The sequence below is a fragment of the Amycolatopsis thermophila genome (genome assembly GCF_030814215.1).
In the GTDB taxonomy this organism is placed as follows: Bacteria; Actinomycetota; Actinomycetes; order Mycobacteriales; family Pseudonocardiaceae; genus Amycolatopsis_E; species Amycolatopsis_E thermophila.
On the sequence record NZ_JAUSUT010000001.1, the window covers coordinates 6,816,531 to 6,836,231 of the forward strand.

The 19,701-nt window shown below is 70.2% G+C and carries 19 protein-coding genes; 3 read left to right on the forward strand and 16 right to left on the reverse strand.

Features of this window, described 5'->3' with window-relative positions; all coding sequences use genetic code 11:
* Positions 1–37 precede the first annotated feature (37 nt).
* The 4 genes from FB470_RS33370 to FB470_RS33385 are packed head-to-tail and all read right to left on the reverse strand — an operon-like array spanning position 38 to position 4,806.
* Entirely contained in the window at positions 38–1,123 is a 1,086-nt protein-coding gene (locus tag FB470_RS33370; RefSeq protein ID WP_306998101.1) for an acyl-CoA dehydrogenase family protein, read from the reverse strand.
* Positions 1,120–2,244: an acyl-CoA dehydrogenase family protein gene (locus tag FB470_RS33375; protein WP_306998103.1), complete on the reverse strand. Its 1,125-nt coding sequence runs from the start codon at positions 2,242–2,244 to the stop codon at positions 1,120–1,122. Before FB470_RS33375 ends, FB470_RS33370 begins: the two co-directional genes overlap by 4 nt.
* Positions 2,241–3,968: a thiolase C-terminal domain-containing protein gene (locus FB470_RS33380; RefSeq protein ID WP_306998105.1), complete on the reverse strand. Its 1,728-nt coding sequence runs from the start codon at positions 3,966–3,968 to the stop codon at positions 2,241–2,243. Before FB470_RS33380 ends, FB470_RS33375 begins: the two co-directional genes overlap by 4 nt.
* Positions 3,961–4,806 (reverse strand): thioesterase family protein, encoded by an 846-nt coding sequence (locus FB470_RS33385; RefSeq protein WP_306998106.1) that lies wholly within the window; start codon positions 4,804–4,806, stop codon positions 3,961–3,963. Before FB470_RS33385 ends, FB470_RS33380 begins: the two co-directional genes overlap by 8 nt.
* A 283-nt stretch (positions 4,807–5,089) precedes the next feature.
* Between FB470_RS33385 and FB470_RS33390 the strand changes: the two genes are divergently transcribed.
* Complete coding sequence (locus FB470_RS33390; protein ID WP_306998108.1) at positions 5,090–6,247, forward strand: ABC transporter substrate-binding protein; 1,158 nt, start codon at positions 5,090–5,092, stop codon at positions 6,245–6,247.
* 52 nt (positions 6,248–6,299) lie between these two features.
* On the opposite strand, the gene FB470_RS33395 is transcribed toward FB470_RS33390, so the two are convergent.
* From FB470_RS33395 to FB470_RS33415, 5 genes are read right to left on the reverse strand one after another with little or no spacing between them, the layout of a single operon-like run.
* A complete protein-coding gene (locus FB470_RS33395) occupies positions 6,300–7,829 on the reverse strand; it encodes an AMP-binding protein (RefSeq protein WP_306998110.1) in 1,530 nt (509 codons plus the stop codon).
* Entirely contained in the window at positions 7,826–8,638 is an 813-nt protein-coding gene (locus tag FB470_RS33400; RefSeq protein ID WP_306998111.1) for an SDR family oxidoreductase, read from the reverse strand. Before FB470_RS33400 ends, FB470_RS33395 begins: the two co-directional genes overlap by 4 nt.
* Before the next feature lie 40 nt (positions 8,639–8,678).
* Positions 8,679–9,926 (reverse strand): cytochrome P450, encoded by a 1,248-nt coding sequence (locus FB470_RS33405; RefSeq protein WP_306998113.1) that lies wholly within the window; start codon positions 9,924–9,926, stop codon positions 8,679–8,681.
* Between the two features lie 4 nt (positions 9,927–9,930).
* A complete protein-coding gene (locus FB470_RS33410; RefSeq protein ID WP_306998115.1) occupies positions 9,931–11,385 on the reverse strand; it encodes an AMP-binding protein in 1,455 nt (484 codons plus the stop codon).
* A gap of 38 nt (positions 11,386–11,423) precedes the next feature.
* Positions 11,424–12,188, reverse strand: coding sequence for an SDR family NAD(P)-dependent oxidoreductase (locus FB470_RS33415; RefSeq protein ID WP_306998117.1), 765 nt, complete (start codon positions 12,186–12,188; stop codon positions 11,424–11,426).
* A gap of 119 nt (positions 12,189–12,307) precedes the next feature.
* On the opposite strand from FB470_RS33415, the gene FB470_RS33420 reads away from it, so the two are divergent.
* Both FB470_RS33420 and FB470_RS33425 read left to right on the forward strand, forming a co-directional pair.
* The gene (locus FB470_RS33420; protein WP_306998119.1) at positions 12,308–13,480 is read left to right on the forward strand and encodes a thiolase family protein; all 1,173 of its coding nucleotides are present in this window, start codon (positions 12,308–12,310) and stop codon (positions 13,478–13,480) included.
* Positions 13,481–13,511: 31 nt separating this feature from the next.
* Complete coding sequence (locus FB470_RS33425; protein ID WP_306998121.1) at positions 13,512–14,321, forward strand: enoyl-CoA hydratase/isomerase family protein; 810 nt, start codon at positions 13,512–13,514, stop codon at positions 14,319–14,321.
* A 53-nt stretch (positions 14,322–14,374) separates the two neighbouring features.
* Here the strand turns inward: FB470_RS33425 and FB470_RS33430 are convergent, their stop codons facing one another.
* The 7 genes from FB470_RS33430 to FB470_RS33460 form a co-directional block, all read right to left on the reverse strand.
* A complete protein-coding gene (locus FB470_RS33430; protein ID WP_306998122.1) occupies positions 14,375–14,803 on the reverse strand; it encodes a nuclear transport factor 2 family protein in 429 nt (142 codons plus the stop codon).
* Entirely contained in the window at positions 14,800–16,026 is a 1,227-nt protein-coding gene (locus FB470_RS33435) for a cytochrome P450 (RefSeq protein WP_306998124.1), read from the reverse strand. Before FB470_RS33435 ends, FB470_RS33430 begins: the two co-directional genes overlap by 4 nt.
* A gap of 61 nt (positions 16,027–16,087) precedes the next feature.
* Entirely contained in the window at positions 16,088–16,852 is a 765-nt protein-coding gene (locus FB470_RS33440) for an SDR family NAD(P)-dependent oxidoreductase (RefSeq protein ID WP_306998126.1), read from the reverse strand.
* Positions 16,853–17,045: 193 nt separating this feature from the next.
* Complete coding sequence (locus FB470_RS33445) at positions 17,046–17,975, reverse strand: zinc-binding dehydrogenase (RefSeq protein WP_306998128.1); 930 nt, start codon at positions 17,973–17,975, stop codon at positions 17,046–17,048.
* Between the two features lie 155 nt (positions 17,976–18,130).
* The gene (locus tag FB470_RS33450) at positions 18,131–18,331 is read right to left on the reverse strand and encodes a hypothetical protein (protein WP_306998130.1); all 201 of its coding nucleotides are present in this window, start codon (positions 18,329–18,331) and stop codon (positions 18,131–18,133) included.
* Positions 18,318–18,767, reverse strand: coding sequence for a nuclear transport factor 2 family protein (locus FB470_RS33455; protein WP_306998133.1), 450 nt, complete (start codon positions 18,765–18,767; stop codon positions 18,318–18,320). Before FB470_RS33455 ends, FB470_RS33450 begins: the two co-directional genes overlap by 14 nt.
* A gap of 16 nt (positions 18,768–18,783) precedes the next feature.
* Positions 18,784–19,659, reverse strand: a complete 876-nt coding sequence (locus FB470_RS33460; protein ID WP_306998135.1) for a phytanoyl-CoA dioxygenase family protein — start codon at positions 19,657–19,659, stop codon at positions 18,784–18,786.
* Positions 19,660–19,701 lie beyond the last annotated feature (42 nt).

Below are 19,701 nucleotides of genomic sequence, written 5' to 3' on the forward strand. Positions count from 1 at the left end.
CGCTGCCTGCCCGTCTCCACGGCGCTGGGCCGCCGGCTCAGACGCCGAGCAGGCGGCCGAGCGTTTCGGCGTGGCGGGCGGGGTCGCCGAGCAGCCGCTCGCTACTCAACGCTCGCCGCAGGTACAGGTGCGCCTGGTGCTCCCAGGTGAACCCAACGCCACCGTGGATCTGGATGCTGTCCAGGCACGTGGCCAGGAACGCGCTTGTCGCGCTGCTGCCGGCCAGCGCCGACGCGAGCTCGAGCGCTTCCGGTCGCACGTCCGCGACCTTCGCCGCGTAGTCGACCGCCGCCCGCGCGCACCGGAGCCGCACCAGCAACTCGGCGCACTTGTGCTTGATGGCCTGGAAGCTGCCGATGGGACGCCCGAACTGCACTCGGTCGAGCGAGTACTCGACCGTCATCTCCAGCACACGCTCGCCGGCGCCGGTTTGCTCGGCGGCCAGCACCACCGTCGCGAGGCGGCGCACGTCCCGCAGTACCTCGATCGCGGCACCCGGTTCCCCGAACCGGCGTGCCGGGACGCCGTTCAGCTCCAGCGCCGCCTGCGGCCGCGTCCAGTCCAAACCGGACAGCGCCGTCCGCCCGACATCGGCCGAGCGGGTGTCGACCAGGTACAGGCTGCCGTCGGCAGGCACGACGACGAGATCAGCGGTGGCACCGTCGAGCACCGCATCCAGCTTGCCGGTGAGCCGGATTTCACCGTCGACACTTGTCGTGTCACACTGCTGCCAGGCCACTGCCGCAGTCGTGGTCCCGCGAGCGACACCGGGCAGAACCTCGTCACACACATCGTCGTCACCCGACGCCAGTAGCGCGTTGGCGGCGAGCACGACACTGGCGAAGTACGGGGAGGCCAGCAGCGCGCGGCCCATCTCGCTCGCGACAACCGCTTGCTCGGTCACGCCGAACCCCGCTCCCCCGAACCGTTCCGGGAGCGCCAGCGCGGCCAGTTCGAGCTGGTCACACGCCAAGTGCCACACCTTCGCGTCGTAGGACGGCGGCTCGGCGGGAGCCGCGACGGGCGCGTGCTTGTCCAGGAACCGGCGCACGGTCCGCGCCAGCTCGACCAGTTCGGGGGTGGCGCGGAAGTCCACCGACTCATCGACCGACAGTTCGTTCATCGCGCGGCCTGCTGTTCCCTTGGCATCCCGAGCACGCGCTCGGCGAGGATGTTGAGGATGATCTCCGACGTCCCCGCGGCGATGGTCGAACCCCGCGAACGCAGGTACTCCCACACCGCGGGCGGGAGTGCTTCCCCTTCCCAGGCCTGCGGGCCGTCGAGCTGGTAGCCGAGCCGCGCGGCGCGTTGCCTGCCCCGGCTCCAGCCCAGCTTGAGCAGCGACGGCTCGGCGCCGGGAGCGGTTCCGGCCTCAGCGTCTGCCAGCAGGCGCAGCGCGACGAGGTGAAGCAGTTGTCCCTCCTCGAAGCAGCCGATGAGCTCGTCCCGTTCCTGGGCTCGCAGCGTTCGCCCACGTGCCTTCCCGGCGAGGGTGCCGATCGACGCGACGAGCTCGCTGATGAGGCCGACGGTGTTCGCGCGTTCGTGGCCGAGCGTGGTGTTCGCGACCTTCCAGCCCTGCCCGGCGGGGCCGAGCCGGTCGGCCTCGGTCAGTTCGACACCGTCGAAGAACAGCTCGCCGAACTCGCTGTCCCCGGTCAGCTGCCGCAGTCCGCGCACGGTGACGCCGGGCCGGTCGAGCGGGACCAGGAAGCACGTGATGCCAAGGTCTTCCTTCCCGTCGACGGCACGCGCCAGCAGTGCGCACCAAGTCGCGTGCGTCGCCGAGGAGGTCCACACCTTCTGGCCGTGCAGCCGCCAGCCCCCGCCCGTCCGCACTGCCTTGCTGCGCAGGTCGCGCAGGTCCGACCCGGCTTCGGGCTCGCTGAAGCCCTGGCACCAGATCTCCGCGCCGGACAGGATCGACGGCAGGTGCGCGCGCTGCTCCTCGGTGCCCCAATGGGCGATGGTCGGCCCGATGTTGTTGACCCCCAGCACCCCGGCGATCGAGGGCGCCCCGCGCCGGGCGGCCAACGCCTCACACGCCACCCGCGCCCGGATGTCGAGGCCACGGCCGCCGTCCCGCTCGGGCCACGAGAGCCCGACCCACCGGTGTTCCGCCATGAGCCGCTGCCACGCCCGTTTCGTCTCGAAGGCCGTGATGTCCGGGTGCTCCACGAGGAAAGGGCCCAGCTCGCGGTCGAGGAACTCCCCGAACCGCGCGACTTCTCGTCCTTCCGTCATGTCGCCTTCCGCAGGAGAATCGCCCCGGACGGTACTCCGCCGCCGTTGGTCACGACCGCGACGCGCGCGTCCGGCACCTGCCGGTCACCGGCTTCGCCGCGCAGCTGCAGCATCGCCTCGCGGGTGAAGCCGTAGCCGTGCAAACGGCCTGCGGACAGCTGTCCGCCATGCGGGTTGAGCGGCAGCTCCCCGTCGAGGGCGATCGTCTTGCCGCCCGCGATGAAGTCCGTCGCCTCGCCGAGTCCGCAGAAACCCAGTCGTTCCAGCCAGGACAGGGCGTTGAACGTGAAGCCGTCGTAGAGCAGCGCCACGTCGACATCGGCGGGCGTGAGGTCCGTGCGGGTCCACAGGTGCGCCGACGGCCCGAGTGCCTGTGGCATGTGGGTCAGTGTGTCCTGATCCCACGACAGCCGCTCCAGCACCTTCGTGCCGACCGCTTCGACGAGCACCGGCCTCGACGGCAGGTCCGCGACCGTGTCGATCGCCGAGACGACGACCGCGATGGCCCCGTCCACCGGAACGTCGCAGTCGTACAGCCCGAAGGGGGTGCTGATCATCCGGGCCGACAGGTAGTCGTCCATCGTGAGCGGGTCGCGGAACACCGCGTCCGGATTGCGCCGCGCGCCGTCCCGCGCGGTGACCGCGATCGCGCCCAGCGCCTCGCGCCCGGCGCCGTAGCGGTGCAGGTAGTGCGAGGCGTGCATGCCGATCCATTGCGCGGCCGAAGAAGCGCCGAAGGGCAGCCGCCATTCGTACGCCCCGGTGGCCCGCGCGACCGGGGTCTCCCAGGCACCGGAGCGTTGCATCGCGGTGAGGGAGGATTCCCACACCGTCCGGAAGCACAGGACGTGCCGGCACAGGCCGGACGCGACGGCGAGCATGGCCGTGATGATCGAACCGGACTGCCCCGGCACCTCACCCGCGCCGTTGAGCCACGTCGGCCGGATCTGCAGCGCCTCCGAAACGGCCATGACGCCGCCCTCGGTCAGCCCGGCGTACGGCGAGATGCCCGGGTACGTGGACAGCCCGTCGATGTCGTCGAGCTCGAGCCCGGCGTCGGCCACCGCGGCGCGGCAGGCCTCGACGGTGAGCGCGAGCGGGTCGGTCATGAGCCTGCGTCCGGTACGGGACTGGGCGACCCCGGTGAGCGCGACCTTGTCCTCGAACCGGCGCGACCGCGGGAGCCGCGAGAGCGCACTGACCTCGGCGGAGACGTCGCGCGGCTCCGGCAGCGGGCCGGGCCCTTGTGCGGCTTCGGTCTCCGGGTCGGGTTCGAACAGGGGCAGCCAGATGCCGCCGTGCTGTTCGAACCGGACGCGCACGCGCATCCCGATCCGCACGTCCTCCGGCGCACAGCCCACGACGTTGGTGGTGAGCCGCGCCGCATCGTCCTCCGCCAGGGCGACGATCGCGACGGCGTAGGGCGGAGGGAACGCGGGCAACCACGGCTGGTGGGTGACGGTCACCGCCACGACGGTCGCCTGGCCGGAGACGGGGTCGAGGGCGACGTCGTCGCTGCGGCAGTGCACGCAGATCGGCAGCGGCGGGTGGAACCAGCGCCCGCAGGCGTGGCAGTGCTTGACCCGCAGCGTCCCGTCCGCGCCGGAGGCCCAGAACCCGGCGCTCTCCAGGGACGGCTGGGGCAGTGGTTTCGCCGGTGGTTCCGGCGCCCCGTCCGGTCGTGGCCCCCGCACTGGTCGCGGGGCGTCCGCAGGCTCAGCCATCGTCTTCCCCGGTTCGCTTCGGCCCGATCGAGACGTGCTGCTGGATGTCCGCCCGCCGCCTGCCCGCCGCGTCGAGCAAGGACGCCGACGCCAGCGCGATGCGCTCGCCGGCCTGCCGGCCGACCCGGAGCAGCTGCCACGGGTCACCGGCCGGGTCGTGCTCACCGGCTCCCCACCAGCGCACGCTCAGGTCCAGGCTGAACGACCGGCTCCGGTCGGCTCGCGCCGACTCCACGACGGACTCGGCGAGGTGCGCGTCGGCGAGCATCACGTCACACGCCTGCCGGGCGAGCAACGAGCTCATCTGCCACGGGTCCCGGAGCTTGATCCACAGCTCCACGTCACCTTCGAGCGTCGTGAACCCCGCGCGGTCACGGGGGAAGTTGACCACGCTGCGCGCGTAGGCCGCGTCGAACGCGTTCTTGTTGTCCCGCCAGCTGGGGACCGGTTCAGCCGGCGGCCGGGCCGGGCTGCCGTGGCGCGGTCCCGGCGGCAGACGGTCGGGCCGGACGAACCAGGCGGACAACGCGACGCGCGTCTCACCGTCCTGCGTCAGGTGGGCGCACACGACGCTGCTCGCCCTGCCGACGCGCACGTCGGTCGTCTCGACCCGGTACGGCCCGACAGTGCAGGGCGACATGAAGACGAGGTTCGCGGAGAGGACCGCGCTGTTCTCCGGGGCGAACGACGCCGCACCCAGCAAGGTCGCGGCGGCGCTGTAACCGCCGAACATGCGGCCGGCGAACCCCCAGAACGCCGGGGCCTCGCCGAGGACCACGCCGTCAGCGGTCTGCTGCCGGAAGTGCTCGGCCAGATCGCCGGTGAGCGCTGCAGACAAGGAGAACTCCATTCGTTGCGTCCGGTCGGGGCTGTGGCGAGCGGCCCGCCCGCGTGGGAAACGCAGGCCGGTCCGGCGCCTTCTCCCGCGCCGCCCAGTCCAGCCTGGCCCGGAACACGGAGTCGACCGTGAAATCGATCATCGTCGTCCTCGCATCCCGCGCGCGGTACAGTGCATCAATCATTACACACACTGTACAGCGCCCGAAACGTTTGACGGTGTGTTCATCCAGTGTAGTGTCCATCAGTGAATCTGGACCACTCTCGCACGGAAAGAGAGCGCTATGGCGACCAAGGACGGTATGCCGGTCGACCCGCCCGAGCTGCGGCCCTTCGACCTCCACCCGTACAGGATCGGAGTCATCAACGACTTCCCCGGTATCGCGGGTGACCTGGCCGACGACTGGGTGCGGGCGATGGAACTCGCGTTCGACGAGGCGTACGCGTCGCGGCGCATTTCGCGGCCGGTGGAGATCGTGCGCAAGGAGCTCTACGGCCACCCCTACCAGTCCGCGTACTCCGGCCAGGCCGTGTACCGCGAGCTGGTCGAAAAGGAGCACGTGCTCGGCGTCATCGGCCCGATGAAGACCGACGACTCGCTGGCGGTGCAGTCCGAGGTGGAGAAGCTGCACGTGCCCTACATCTCGATGTGCGGCAGCGAGCACGTGGGCGGCCCGGAGGTGTTCGTCTGCCAGCAGGGGAACCTGCCCGACGAGCCACCGGTCGCGCTGGACTGGCTGGCCGCCAAGGGGATCACCACCGTCGCGCTCGTCGCCGAGAACAACGCGATCGGCTACGAGTACATGGACTACTTCCTCGACAACGCCCCGCAGCGTGGTGTCGAGGTGGTCGCGCTGTCGACCTCGATCGCGCAGGCCGACGACCTCGACCACATCGCAGCCGAGTTCGAGCGGCTCAAGCGATCCGGCGCGCAGTGCCTGGCCTACTGGGGCTTGGGGCACAACAACACCAAGCTCAACCCTGCGCTGGAGAAGGCGGGCTGGGAGCCCGAGGTGAAGATCATGTCCAGCGCCTTCGTCACGGCGGCGATGGGCGAGCGCTGGGCGAGGGCGCTCGACGGCTGGGCCGGCCTGGACCAGTTCGACGAGCGCAACCCGCACTACCAAAGCCTGCTCGACCGCTACGAGAAGCGGTACGGCAAGCGCCCCAACAACGCCATGTTCCCCTGCGGCTACGACATGGCGCGCGTGATGGTGGAGGCGCTGGCCCGTCTCAAGTACATGGCGCCGTCCGCGGTCACGAAGGGCATCGAACGGGTCCGCCGGCTGCCCGCCGCCGCGGGCGCGCCCGGCACCTACATCTCGTTCGGGCCCTGGGAGCGCCGCGGCTACCGCGGGGACTACCTGGTGGTCCGCCGCGCGGAGAACGGCAAGTCCATTCTGGACGAGACCTGGGTCGAGAAGGTGCACAACCGGACGTAGTCCGGACCGGGGCGCCGGCACCCCTCCCCGGAGGTGCCGGTGCCCTCTTCGCTCAGTCTTCGCGGGTGATCTCGATCCCGGCCGCCAGCCGGTCCCAGGTCGCGGGGCCGGTGCCACGGGTGCGGAGCACATACTTCTCGATCTTGTTGCTGCGCGTGCGCGGCATGGACTCGACGACCTCCACGTAGCGCGGGACCGCGAAGTAGGCCAGCCGTGTACGCAGGTACTCCACCAGCTCGGCCGGGTCGAGATCCGCCGTCCCGCTCGGGGTCACGAACACCATCACGTCCTGGTCGCCGTGCTCGTCCGGCACGCCGACGCACGCCGCCTCAGCGACGGCCGGGTGGCTCAGGACCTCCCGTTCCACCTCCAGGCTGGAGATGTTCTCGCCCCGGCGGCGCAGACTGTCCTTCTTGCGGTCGACGAAGTAGTAGTCGCCGTCCTCGTCCACGCGCATCAGGTCCCCGGTGTGGAACCAGCCGTTGCGCCACGCCCGCGCTGTCTCCTCCGGGCGCCCGTGGTACTCCGTCGTGATCACCCACGGCACGGCGGAGCGGATGATCAGCTCGCCCGGCTCCCCCACCGGGACCGGCATGTCGTGCTCGTCCACGAGCCGCACCTCGGTGATGTCGTGCGGGCGCCCGCAGCTCGTCCACTTCGTCCTTCCCGGCGGGGTCGCCAGCACCGCGGGCGCCTCGGTCATCGAGAAGGACCCGACGATGTCCTCGAGCCCGTAACGGCGCATGAACGCCTGCGGGTCCGGCGGTGGCGGGTTGGCGCTGACGTACCGCAGCGGGTTGTCCGCGTCGTCGGGCTTCGGTGGCTGGGCGGCGAGGAAGTTCACCATCGAGCCGACGAGGACGCTCATCGTCACTCCGGCCTCGCGGACGACGTCCAGATACCGGGAGGCGGTGAACCGGGGCCGCAGCACCGAGCGCGCGCCCGTGCTGAGCGGGAGGAAGACCGTGTTCATCCCGCCCACGTGGAACAGCGGCAGATCCGCGAGGAACACGTCCTCAGGACCGGTGCGGTGCCGGTGATGCAGGCCCTGGTAGTAGGCGGCCAGGAAGGTCGTGACGGCACCCTTCGCCCGGCCGGTCGTACCGGAGGTGTACACGACGGCGTGCGGATCCCACACCTCGATGGACCGGGTCAGCGGCGGCTCCTCCGCACCGCCGTCCACCAGCGCCCCGCGGTCCAGCCGCGGCAGGCCGGGGGCCACCTCGGCCAGCCTCTCTGCGTAGGGGTGTTCCGTGACGGCGAGGACGGCGTCGGCCTCCTTCACCAGGTCGGCGAGAGCCGTGCCGCGTGCGGCTGTGTTGACGGGCACCACGACGGCGCCCAGGAAGGACGTGCCCCACCACGCCCGGAGCCAGCCGGGCCCGTTACCGAGCATGATCAGGACACGGTCGCCCTGACGAACCCCTTGTGCTGCAAGGATATTCGCCGCGCGTACCGCGTTCAGCCGCGCGTCGGCGAAGGTCCAGCCGCCGTCGCCGAGATCGACCGCCGTGGCGGCCGGCGTCCGGGCGGCCCAATGGTCCAGGATGTCCCGGATCACGACCTGGGTGGCGCGGGTCATACCGCAGTCCAGCCGCCGTCGACCGTCACCACGGAACCGTTGATGTAGCTCGCCGCGTCCGAGGCGAGGAAAAGATGCACCCGAGCGACCTCTTCCGGGGTGCCCTTGTGCGTGTTGGTCGCCTGGATGCTGGGTCCCCACCCGGCGAGCCAGCCGTCCGCGGGCGGGCCGGGCGGTTGGGGCGCGTCCGGGGCCGCGGACCGGATCGACCCCGGCGCCACGCCGACGCACCGGATGCCCGAGTCGCGGTAGGCCACCGCGATGTGCTTGGTGAGGCCCACCATCGCGTGCTTGCTGCACGTGTAGCTGACGCCGCCGCGCGCGCCGTGGAATCCGGCGATCGAGATGGTGTTGACGATGACCCCGCGCCCGGCTTCGACCATCGACGGCAGGATTCGTTTGCTCAGCAGGAAGGGCGCGGTGAGGTTGACCGCCAGCACCCGGTCCCACTCCTGCTCGGTGGTCTCGGTGACCGACGTGTAGCTGCCGATCCCGGCGTGGTTGACCAGCACCTCCACCGGACCGTATGCCGACTCGGCACCCGCCGCGGCGGCTTCCACACCCTCCGAGGTGGACAGGTCGGCCACCACCGCGGTCGCCGTGCCGCCGTCCTTGCCGATGAGGTCGACGGTCTCCTGCACGGAATCGGCGGCGATGTCGACCGCGACCACCCGAGCGCCGGCCCCCGCAAAGGCCCGGGCCACTGCGCGGCCGCCGCCCCAGTACGGGAGCCCGCCCGCGCCGGTGATCAGTACGGTCCGGTCCGCCAGCCCGGGTACCGTCGCGGGACCTCCGGAAACCTGCACCATGACATCTCCATTCAGTCGATCTGCGCACCTGACGTGTGAGTCAGCGGTCCCAGGCGACGGTCAGCCGTTCCGGCGCCCGCTTGAGCGCGGTGTCTATGTAGGCCACCTCGTCGTCCACGACTCGCAGCGGCGGGAACTCCGTGGACAGCAGCCGGAAAGCCGTTTCCAGCTCGGCGCGGGCGAGATGCGCGCCCGCGCAGAACGTGGGCCCGGCGCCGAATGCCAGGTGCCTGCCCGCGTCGGGCCGCATGATGTCGAACACCCCGGGGCGTTCGAACTTCCGCGGGTCGCGGTTCACCGCACCGATGATGGCGGTCACACGCTCACCGCGGGGGACGACGTGATCGCCGATCGGGACGTCGGCCACCGCCGTGCGCGCGTACAGCTGGCGGCCCGACGAGTCGTACCGGAGGATCTCCTCGATCGCCCGCGGGACCAAGCCCGGATCGGACCGCACCAGCGCCCGCTGCTTGGGAAACCGGTCGAAGGCGATCACCCCGTTGGCGAGCACGTAGGCCGTGGTCTCGTGTCCGCCGGTGTGCAGCAGGATGCACTGTCCGACGAGTTGCTCGTCCGTCATCGGCTCGTCGTCGGCAGCGTTGGCGGCGACCAGGTCGGAGATCAGGTCGTCGGTCGGCTGCCTACGCCGTGCCGCGAAGATCTCGGTGAAGGCGTCCAGGCACTCCTGCGCCTTGCGGTCGGCCTCCCGCAGCAGGGACTCCGGATGTTCTCCCGGCTCCTGGATGTCGAGCATTCCCTCCGTCCACCGGACGAACGCCTCGGTGGTGCTCGCCGACATCCCCATGACGCGGCAGATCACCTGGGTGGGCAGGTGCACGGCGAACTCGGACACGAAGTCGAACGTCTCGCGTTCGCGAAGGGGCTCCAGCAGGTCGCGTGCGGTCTGTTCGATGCTCGCCTGCGACTGCCGGACGCGTCCCGGGGTGAACGCCTTGTGCACCAGGCGCCGCAGCCGCGCGTGTTCGGGATCGTCCCGGAACATCATGCCGCTGAGGAAGACCCGCGTCGCCAGCGGCAGCGATTCCCACGCTTGCGCGCGAGCAGCCGGGGGCGTCAGCGCGAGCGGGTCACGGCTGAAGCGCTCTTCCTTCGCGAACTGACTCGCCTCGTCCCAGCTCGTGATGAGCCACAGCGCCTGGTCGCTGCGATAGACCGGGTCGTGCGCGCGCAGTCGCTCGTAGAAGGGGTACGGATCCTGCGAGATCTCTGCCCGGCGAGGGTCGCCCGGCGTGAGGTAGATGTTCACCTCGTCGTTGAGAGCGGACATGCGATCAGCCTCGATTCGTGAACAACTTCGCCACCGCGGCCCGGTCCACACGTCCAGACGCCTTCGGCAGCTCGTCGACGACTTCCCACAGCCGCGGCCGTTTGTGGCTCGCCAGCCGTTCGCGCGCGAACTCCTCCAGCGCGGCTTCGGTGACCTCACCGGCCACCGCGGCCGCGATCCGGCTGCCCCACCGGGCGTCCTCGACGCCCACGACGCAGACGGCCCGTACGCCCTCGTGTTCGAGCAGGATTCGCTCCACCTCGGCCGGGTAGACGTTCTCGCCGCCGCTCTTGACCATGTTCGTGGACGTGCCGACGAACGTCAGCGAACCGTCCGCTTCGCGGACGCCGAGGTCGGTGGTGTGGTGCCAGCCGCCCTCCCAGCGCCGCGTCATGTCGTCGCCCCGGTACCCGGCCATGACGAGCGGGCCGCGTACGACGACCTCGCCGACCTCGCCGGGATCGGCCTCGTCGAGGGTGCCGGGTCGCACGACCCGAACCGACGCCACGTGCTGTGGCCAGCCGACGTTGCCGACCGGCGCGCCGGTGCCGAGCGCGACGCTGGTCACCAGGCCGGTGACCTCGGTCTGCCCGTAGCCCGTGGACGTGCCCAGCGACTCCCCCGCCCACACCGGACGCGAGGTCATGGCCGTCCAGCGGTCCAGGACTTCACTGCCGGACAAGGCGGGCGTGCGCAACGTCGAGAGCTTCAGTCCCCGCTCCTCGGCAGCCGCCACGATCTGGGGCACCGACGCGGGCACGAGGTACGCGCCGGTCACACCGAGCCGGTCGACCAGTTCCGCGAACTGCTTCGGCTCCATGCGCGGCACGACCACGGTCCGCGCGCCCACCAGCCAGTGCGCGAGGACGTACTGGAACGTCCCGACATGGGCGAGCGGGCCGGACGCCAGGTACACCTCACGCGGCGAGAGCTGGTCGCGGGCGGACAGCAGCAGTGACTGCAGGATGAGCCCGCGGTGGGTCAGCTGCGCCCACCGCTGCCGGCCGTCGAACGCACCGGTACCGATCACGAGGACCGGATCGTCTTCGAGCGCCTGGTCCTCGGGCGGGGTCTGCGCGTCGCACAGCGCGGCCGCCCCCCCGGGCCCGTCGAGGACCACCCGCGGCCCGAGCTGGGCGAGCTGGTCCTCGCGCTCGGCATCTGTCGACTTCGGGTGCAGCGGCGCCAGTGCCGCGCCCAGCCTGCCCGCGGCGAGCAGCGCGACCGGCAGCCAGGCCGAGTTGCCCCCTGTCCAGGCGACGATGTCGCCCCGCGCGACACCCCGGGCAGCGAGCCCGGCGGCCAGCTCGCCGGCCTGCTGCGCGAGTCCGGCGTGCGTCCAGACGCTGTCCTCGTCCTCGACCGCGGTGGCGTCGCCGAAGCGGCGCGCGTTGTTTTCGGCGATGTCGCCGAGGGTCAGCGCGTGGATCGAGCGCCTGGTGCGCAGATCGGTTCCCACCGTGAAACTCCTTCGTTTCGTTGCGCCTGGCACGGGGGTCAGCTGAAGCGCTGGGCCCCGTCGATGCGGATGACCTCACCGTTCAGGTAGTCGTTGTCGACGATCTGCATGACCAGCTTCGCGTACTCGTCGACCGACCCCATCCGCTTCGGCGCGGGGATGCCGGGCCCCCACTTGGCCTGTGCTTCCTCCTCCGGCATGCGGTAGGCCGGCGTGAAGAACGTCCCGGGCGCGATCGTCATGACGCGGATCCCGAGCGGCGCGAGGTCGCGTGCGCCGACGAGGCCGAGCGAGACCACGCCACCCTTCGCGGCCGAATAGTCCGACTGTCCCACCTGACCCTCGAACGCCGCGATGCTCGCGGTGTTGATCACCACGCCCCGCAGGCCGGAGTCCAGCTCGGGCGCTTCGGCCATCGCCGCAGCGGCCTTCTGCATGAGCGAGAACGTGCCGACGAGGTAGATCTCGGTGGTGCGCCGGAACGTCTCCAGCGGATATGTCGCTCCCTTGCGGTTGACGACCCTGGCCTTCGCCACGGGGCCGCTGTGCACGCAGACCGACACCCGCACCGGGCCCAGTTCTGCCGCCGCGTCCACCGCCCGCTGCACGTCGTCCTCGTCGGTGACGTCGGTGCGCACGAAGATCACCTTCGGCCCCAGTTCGTCGGCGAGGGTCTTGCCCCGCTCCTCGTCCAGGTCCGCGATCACCACCGACGCGCCGGCCCCGGCCAGCCGCCGGACGCTCGCCGAACCCAGCCCGCCGGCACCACCCGTCACGATCGCGGAGCCACCTTCGATGCGCATCTTCCGCCGACCTCCTCTTTGTTGACTGAACTGAGCGTACATAGAATAGTCGTGATAGTCAGTCTCTGGCGCTGTGTTTCTCGCGTCGGACGAGCAGACCACGAGGAAGGCGGGAACCGATGGCGGAGGCCTGGATCCTCAGCGCCGTGCGCACGGCGGTCGGCACAGCACACAAGGGAACTCTGCGCGGCACGAGTGCGCTGGAGCTCGCGCGCGTCGCGGTCGACGCCGCCCGCACCCGGTCCGGTCTCGAACCGGAACGGTTCGACGACGTCGTGTTCGCCGAGTCCTACTACGGCGGCGGGGACATCGCGCGCCACGCCGCGATCGAGGCGGGCCTCGTCAACGTCGGCGGACAGGCCGTGAACCGGCACTGCGCGGGCTCGCTCACCTCCGTGGCGAACGCGGCGGGCTCGATCATCGCCGGCATGGACGACGTCGTCATCGCGGGCGGGGTCCAGTCCTCCTCGACCGCGCCGGTGCAACGCTGGCGCGTGCCGGGCACCGAGGAGTACCTCGAACCGTGGTGGAGCCCCACCCACCCCGACTCGCCCACGGCGCCCAACCGGGACATGACGATCACGGTCGGCTGGAACACCGCGCAGGCCATCGGGATCAGCCGGGAGGAGATGGACCGCTGGGCGTACCGCTCGCACCAGCGGGCGGTGGCCGCGATCGACGACGGCACGTTCGCCGAGGAGATCGTGCCCGTCAAGGTCACCCTCCCCGACGGCTCGGCCACCGAGTTCGCCGTCGACGAGCACCCGCGCCGGGATTCGACGCTGGAGAAACTGGCTTCCCTGAAGCCGTTGCACCCGGAGATCGAGGGCTTCTCCATCACCGCGGGCAACTCCAGCGGGGTCAACGACGCGGCCGCCGCGCTCGTACTCGGCAACGCGGACACCGCCCGGTCCTACGGCGGAACACCGTTCGGTCGCGTACGCGGCTGGGCCTGGACGGCCGTTCCCCCGGAGCGGACCGGCGCCGCCGTCCTCGACGTCATCCCGAAGGTACTGCGCCGCACCGGGCTGTCCATCAAGGACATCGCGCTGTGGGAGATCAACGAGGCGTTCGCCTCGGTGCCGGTCGCCGCGTGTCGCGAGCTCGCCCTCGACGAGGAGAAGGTCAACATCCACGGCAGCGGGTGCAGCATCGGCCACCCCACCGCCGCCTCGGGCGCGCGCATGCTGACGACGCTCGTCCACGATCTGCGCCGGCGTGGTGGCGGCCTCGGGATCGCCGCCATGTGTGCCGGTGGTGGCCAGGCCGGCGCCGTGCTCGTCGAGTGCTGACCCGCTGAAACCCCTTGACAGAAAGGCTTCCATGACCGACCCGAAACCGGGCGCCACCGGGACACGCCCACTGGTCCTGCTCGACGTACGCGACCACATCGCAACGGTGAGCTTCAACCGGCCCGAGCGGCACAACGCGGTGGACAACGACGTCGCCTACGCACTCACCGACATCCTGCGCGAGCTGCACGAGAGGCCCGGCCTGCGGGCGGTCATCCTCCGGGGCGAAGGGAAGTCCTTCTCCTCCGGGCGCGACACCAAGGCGCTCGGCGGGCGCCCCGGCGGGGAGACGGACCTCGAGTTCGTCGCGAAGTTCCAGCGCAACATCACGCTCATCTCGACCATGCCGGTGCCGGTCATCGCGGCACTGAAGGGCTGGGTGCTCGGCGGGTCGTTCGAACGCGCCCTGCACTGCGACATCCGGATCGCCGCGACCGACGCCAAGCTGGCGCTGCCGGAGGTCGGGCACGGGCTGGTGCCCGACACCGGCGGCGTCTCGCGGCTGCGGGCGCTCGCCGGCCCGGGCATGGTGAAGGACCTGGTGCTGACCGGCCGTACGCTGACCGCCGAGGAAGCCCTGACCGCCGGGATCGTCTCGCGGGTCGTGCCGCCCGAACGGCTCGACGACGAGGCGTGGCAGGTGGCATCGCTCATCGCCTCACGCAGCCCGCTGGCGGTTCGCCTGGGCCGCCAGATCATCGACGACCTCGATCGCGAGGCCCACGCTGCTGCGCTGCGGCAGGAAAACCTCGCGCAGGCGCTGCTCTTCGCGTCCGAGGACTACCGCGAAGCGAAGGCAGCCAGAGCCGAAGGCCGTACGCCGGAGTTCCGCGGTCGCTGAAAGTGTGGTGTGTCCCGTCCGCCCGGAACGGGACACACCACTTCCACTCACGCCTACTTGCCTTCGTTCTCGGCCGGTCCGACCCGAATCCGCCGGACGGCGAACCGCCAGCCTTCCGGGGTGCGCACGACCTGGTCGCTATTGCTCCCGGCGAACAGGATCGTCCATCCCTGCCCGGCGGGGGCGACGAACGCCAGCGAGGAGAACACCTCGGCGCTGTCCCTGGACGTGAACTCGATGTCCACGTTCGACATGAGATGCTGGCCGCCGTGCGCCGCCGACCACGCCTCGTTCGTCCAGAACGAGGCCATGTACGAGGAGATCGCGGCCTTGCCGGACTGGACGCCCTCCACCCCGTCGAGGACGCCGTCCGCCACGAAAAGCTCCGCCGCGTCGTGGGCCCGTCCACGGTCGAAGTAGCGGTTGTAGCGCGCCAGCAGCCGGGTGATCTCCAGCTCGTCCTGCACCGTCCCGGCCATCATGCACGCAACCGCACGGGCAGGACGGACACGCAGTTGACCATGACGCTGTCCATCTTCTCCGGCTCACCGGCCAGTTCGGTGCGCGGGAAGCGTTCGAGCAGCTCCTCGAACGCGATCCGCGTCTCCAGGCGGGCCAGCTGGGCGCCGATGCACAGATGCGGGCCGTAGCCGAACGCCACGTGCTCGCGCGCGTTGGGCCGGGTGATGTCGAAGCGGTACGGGTCGTCGAACACGCTCTCGTCGCGGTTCGCCGCCCAGTAGGCCGCATAGACGGGGTCTCCCGCCTTGATGACCCGGCCGTGCAGCTCGACGTCGGTGAGCGCCGTGCGCAGGTTGTAACGCGCCACCGAGACGTACCGCAGCATCTCCTCGACCGCGTTGCGGACGAGCGAGCGATCGGCCCGCAACCGGTCGAACTCGGCGGGGTTCTCCAGCAGAGCCAGCATCCCGCCCGCGATCAGGTCGCGGGTCGTGTGGTTGCCGGCGGACAGCAGCGTCCAGCTCCACATCAGTTCCTCGGCCGGGGTGAGGGAGTCACCGTCGAGCTGCGCCTGGACCAGCGTCGTGAGCAGGTCGCGGCCCGGGCTCCGCCGCCGTTCTTCGAGGAGCTCCTCGAAGAAGTCGTACATCTCGACCATCGCAGGCACGGGACTCTCGCCGCCGATCTCGGTGCCCATGAAGACCGCGTGCGTCCACTCGTGGAACTTCTCCTCGTGGCGACGGTCCGCGCCGAGCAGCTCGCACATCACGTAGCAGGGCACCGCGGCGGCGATCAGCTGGACGAAGTCGACGACCTGCCCGTCACCGGCGGAGGCCAGGCGCTCCCGGACGATGCCGCGGATCCACGGCTCGAACGAGTTGATCTGCTTCATCGCCAGATGCGGGCTGATCAGCTTTCGGTGCCGGGAATGGTCCGGCGGGTCCATCCACATGACGTGCTGGGTGAGAAAGCGACTGTCGTCCTTCGGAAGCTCCTCGGGATCGGCCGAGCGGAACGCCAGCAGAGTCCCCTGGGTGCTGGTGAACTCGGCCGGGCTGCGCAGCACCCGGCGCACGTCCTCCATTCGCGAGACCACCCAGAACTCGCGGGGATAGGCGGGACGCGGGTCACGGAGGTGGGCGGGCTCCTCGGTGTGCAGCCAGCGGATGGCCTCGCGCAGGTCACCGGTGAAGAACGAAGGGTCTTCGGGGGCGACCCGCGGGCGGGCGGAAACCTGGGTCATGCGGACGTGAACCTCCTTGGTCACAACGGGAGCGAACGCGGTGGGAGCCGGCGAGCAGCGCTCACCAGGCTGCCGCGCCGCCGTCGGTGGCGAGCGCGTGCCCGGTCGTGTAGGTCGACTCGTCACTGAGCAGGTAGACCACGGCGTGCGACACCTCGTCCGGGCTCGCCACGCGGTTGAGCGGGGTCATCGCCGCGAACGTCTCCCTGTCCTCGGGATGGGTCTCGTACCAGGCGGCGGCCATCGGCGTGAGCATGGAACCGGGGCACAACGCGTTGACCCGGATGCCGTCCTTGCCATAATCGATCGCGGCATCCTTGGTGAGCCCCAGCACCGCGTGCTTGGAGCTGATGTAGGCCGACGAACCGCCGGCTCCGATGAGGCCGCCCACACTGGAGACGTTGACGATCGAGCCGCCACCGGTGCCGAGCATCGCGGCGATCTCGTACTTGAGGCAGAGGAAGGTGCCGGTGAGGTTGAGCGCGACGACGCGTTCGAAGTCGGCGAGCTCGTAGTCGGCGAGCCGGACCCGCGGCGGGCCACTGATCCCGGCGTTGTTCACCGCGCCGTCCAACTTCCCGAACGCCGCCACCACCTCGGCGGTCATCCGTTCGGCGTCGGCGGCCACGGACACATCCGCCGTGACGGCGACGGTCTTGGCCCCAGTGGCATCGGCGATCTCCCGGGCGGCGTTGGCAGCGCCCTCGCCGTCGATGTCGGCGACCGCGACAGCCGCGCCCTCCTCCGCGACCCGGAATGCACAACTACGCCCGAGTCCCTGCGCGGCGCCGGTGATCACAATGGACTTTCCCGAGAGCCGGTTCATCGTTCCCCATCTCCTATGACAAGGTGTCATATATTGACTCCTTGTTCAGCATTACGACGATGAGGTTAGTCACAGCACCTCAAGGGTGTCAACGCTCACACCCCGGTGAGAGCAGCCGGGCACCTGGCAGCGCGGCGCATCCATCAGGGCGCATCGCGCTTTCGCCGTGCAGCAGGGGTTTTCGGACCGGGTTTCAGAGCAGAGCGACGAGCCTGCCGGCCACTTCGCCGCGGCGGAGCCGGTCCATGCCCTCGCCGATCTCGTCGAAGGAAATGGTGCGCAGCCCGGCGTCGATCTTCCCCGCGGCGACCAGCTCGAGGTAGCCGCTGACGTCCTCGTGCCTGCCGGAGTTGGAGCCCAGGACCTGGACCTCCTTCATCACCAGCGTGAGGACCGGTAGCTCACCGGTGGCGCGGAAGACCCCGATCTGCACCACGCGGCCGCCGGGCCGCACCGCTTCGACGGCGTCCTTCGTGGTGTCGGCTCCCGCGAAGTCGATGATCACGTCGAGACCGACGTCCGCGAACTCGGTGATCGAGCGCGCACATGCCGTGACGCCGACGGCCTTCGCCTTGTCCCACACCTCTTCCTTGAGCTCGGCCGCGTACACCTCGGCGCCCTTGAGCAGCGCGATCTGCGCACCCACCATGCCCAGGCCGCCGAGCCCGACCACGCCGAGCTTGGTGCCCTCGCCCACACCCGCCACGCGAACCGCCTTGTACGAGGTCATCCCCGCGTCCGTCGCGGCGGCCGCCTCGGCGAACGACACGCCGTCCGGAATGGCCACGAGCTCGTCCGCCAGACCGATCACCTTGCCGGCGAAACCGCCGTCGCGACCGGAGCCCGCTCCGCCCATCACAGCGGGAATCACGACTTCGTCGCCCACGGTCCACTTGCTCACGCCGGAACCGACCTCGCTGACCACACCGGCGATCTCGTGGCCGATCGTCATGGGCACGTGGTCCAACAGCCCTTCGAGCGCGCCTTCCATCGTCCCGACGTCGGTGTGGCAGAGGCCGGCGGCCCTGACCTCGATCACCACCTCGCCCGTGCCCGCCCGAGGCTCCGGAACTTCCCTGCACTCCAACGACTTTCCCACCGCCACGAACTGCCAAGCACGCATGTGCCCCTCCTTGGCATCACCGGTCCCACCGCCGGCGGCGCACGCCGGCGGTGGGACCGGTGATGCACGTAGGTGCTCCTCGGCCGGCGATCGTCGCCGGCCCCTCGGCGAGGTTGCCGCCGTAGGTCGCCCCGGTTTGACGGTGGTTCAGAAAATCACTCGGCCGAATAGGACCGACGGACCTCGCGCAGCACGTTCAGCCGATGTTCCAGCTCGTCCCGCCCGGTGTCGTCCGGCCCGAGCGCGGCGAGCTTCTCCTCCGCGAGCGAGATCTCCCCGTCGATCCGCTCACCCGCTTCGTCACGGGTCAACAGGTCCTGGTCCGCCCAGTCGACCAGGTCTTTACGCTCCACCACGGGAGATCCCTTCTGTTCCGGAAACCTTCAGTAGTTCCATGTCACCCTGATGCCAGAGGATCGTGGTTCGTCGTTGCTGGAAGCGCCAGCCCTGCGACAGACGCACGACTTCGTCGTCGTAGCGCGCGCCGACCAGGAGCTGCTCGCCACCATGCGAGATGTGGTTGGCGATGACATAGGTGACGGCGGTGCCCTGGTCGCCGTCGGCCTCGAACTGCGGCACCGACATGTGGTGCTGGGTGAGCTGGAACCCGGCGAGAACGCTCTTGAGATGCCCGAGGATCGCCTCGGGCCCGTCAAGCACGTTGCCCCGGTAGTCGGCTCGCGAACCAGCGTGGAAACACCCGGCGGCAGCCTGCCAGTTCTTCGTGTCGACCGCGTGCGCGTACTTCTGCTGCAAGCGAATGATCGCGACGTAGTCGTCCGTCTCGGACATCTGCTGCTAGCCTCCGCTACTGCAGGTTGGCCAGGGACTGGTCGATCTCCGCGGGCTTCCGGTAGCCCTCCGGCACGAAAACGAGCGGGAACTCGGGGTGGTCCAGTGGCGCACCGACGGTGGCCTCGCCCCGCTCTCGCAACGCATCCACGCGGCGGTGCGCGCTGCCGAGGTAGACGGCGTCAGCGGGGAAGTAGGAGTTGATGTAACCCCAGCGCGGCCGATCCGTCTCGTTGACCGGGGCTCCGTGCACCGTGAGGTCGAAATGCGCGGTCGCGTCGCCGGGCCGGTAGGTCAGCGGTTCGGACAGTTTCCAATAACGGGAATAGGGGTGGTTGCGCGGATCCGGGCCGAGGTTACCGAACCGGTGCGACCCGGAGTAGAACCGCATCGAACCGCTCTCGGGACTTACCGGGGCGAGCGCGATCCAGAAGTTCAGGCCACTCATCGATACCGGAGCGTTGCCCAGGCCGTCCTGGTGGAAACGCGTTTCGGCCTTGCCCGCGTGCCCGCTGTCGTTGCCGACGGGCAACTTGACGCCGAGCAGGTCCTCGTACCGCCGGATGGGCGTACCGCCGCCCAGCAGTTCGCTCGCATTACGCCCCATCGCGGCCGACAGTGATACCGCGGCGAAGGCCGAGCTGTCCGCGGACGGGTTGTAGTAGTCGTGAAAGATCGTGAGGTCGTTCTTCCCCGTCCGGTCGTTCATCCGCTCGGCCGGACGCTCACCGTCGCCCGAGTCGCCGAGCAACTGACGGGCATCGGCGAGCAGGCGTGCCGCGGTGCTCGCGTCCACGAGGCCCGGCAGGAAAACCCAGCCATGCTCGTAGAAGTGCTCGCACTCCGCCGCGGTGACCTCGCGGATGACCGGGGCCTCCAGTCCATCGTCCATTGTGGACTCCTTCGCTAGTCGTCGTTGACGGCCACCGCGGCG

What these genes read in the sequence shown, in the direction of transcription:
- FB470_RS33370 (WP_306998101.1), bottom strand. Translation starts at nt 1,123, where the DNA reads ATGAACGAACTGTCGGTCGATGAGTCGGTGGACTTCCGCGCCACCCCC.
- FB470_RS33375 (WP_306998103.1), bottom strand. Translation starts at nt 2,244, where the DNA reads ATGACGGAAGGACGAGAAGTCGCGCGGTTCGGGGAGTTCCTCGACCGC.
- FB470_RS33380 (WP_306998105.1), bottom strand. Translation starts at nt 3,968, where the DNA reads ATGGCTGAGCCTGCGGACGCCCCGCGACCAGTGCGGGGGCCACGACCG.
- FB470_RS33390 (WP_306998108.1), top strand. Translation starts at nt 5,090, where the DNA reads ATGGCGACCAAGGACGGTATGCCGGTCGACCCGCCCGAGCTGCGGCCC.
- FB470_RS33395 (WP_306998110.1), bottom strand. Translation starts at nt 7,829, where the DNA reads ATGACCCGCGCCACCCAGGTCGTGATCCGGGACATCCTGGACCATTGG.
- FB470_RS33400 (WP_306998111.1), bottom strand. Translation starts at nt 8,638, where the DNA reads ATGGTGCAGGTTTCCGGAGGTCCCGCGACGGTACCCGGGCTGGCGGAC.
- FB470_RS33405 (WP_306998113.1), bottom strand. Translation starts at nt 9,926, where the DNA reads ATGTCCGCTCTCAACGACGAGGTGAACATCTACCTCACGCCGGGCGAC.
- FB470_RS33415 (WP_306998117.1), bottom strand. Translation starts at nt 12,188, where the DNA reads ATGCGCATCGAAGGTGGCTCCGCGATCGTGACGGGTGGTGCCGGCGGG.
- FB470_RS33420 (WP_306998119.1), top strand. Translation starts at nt 12,308, where the DNA reads ATGGCGGAGGCCTGGATCCTCAGCGCCGTGCGCACGGCGGTCGGCACA.
- FB470_RS33425 (WP_306998121.1), top strand. Translation starts at nt 13,512, where the DNA reads ATGACCGACCCGAAACCGGGCGCCACCGGGACACGCCCACTGGTCCTG.
- FB470_RS33430 (WP_306998122.1), bottom strand. Translation starts at nt 14,803, where the DNA reads ATGATGGCCGGGACGGTGCAGGACGAGCTGGAGATCACCCGGCTGCTG.
- FB470_RS33435 (WP_306998124.1), bottom strand. Translation starts at nt 16,026, where the DNA reads ATGACCCAGGTTTCCGCCCGCCCGCGGGTCGCCCCCGAAGACCCTTCG.
- FB470_RS33440 (WP_306998126.1), bottom strand. Translation starts at nt 16,852, where the DNA reads ATGAACCGGCTCTCGGGAAAGTCCATTGTGATCACCGGCGCCGCGCAG.
- FB470_RS33445 (WP_306998128.1), bottom strand. Translation starts at nt 17,975, where the DNA reads ATGCGTGCTTGGCAGTTCGTGGCGGTGGGAAAGTCGTTGGAGTGCAGG.
- FB470_RS33455 (WP_306998133.1), bottom strand. Translation starts at nt 18,767, where the DNA reads ATGTCCGAGACGGACGACTACGTCGCGATCATTCGCTTGCAGCAGAAG.
- FB470_RS33460 (WP_306998135.1), bottom strand. Translation starts at nt 19,659, where the DNA reads ATGGACGATGGACTGGAGGCCCCGGTCATCCGCGAGGTCACCGCGGCG.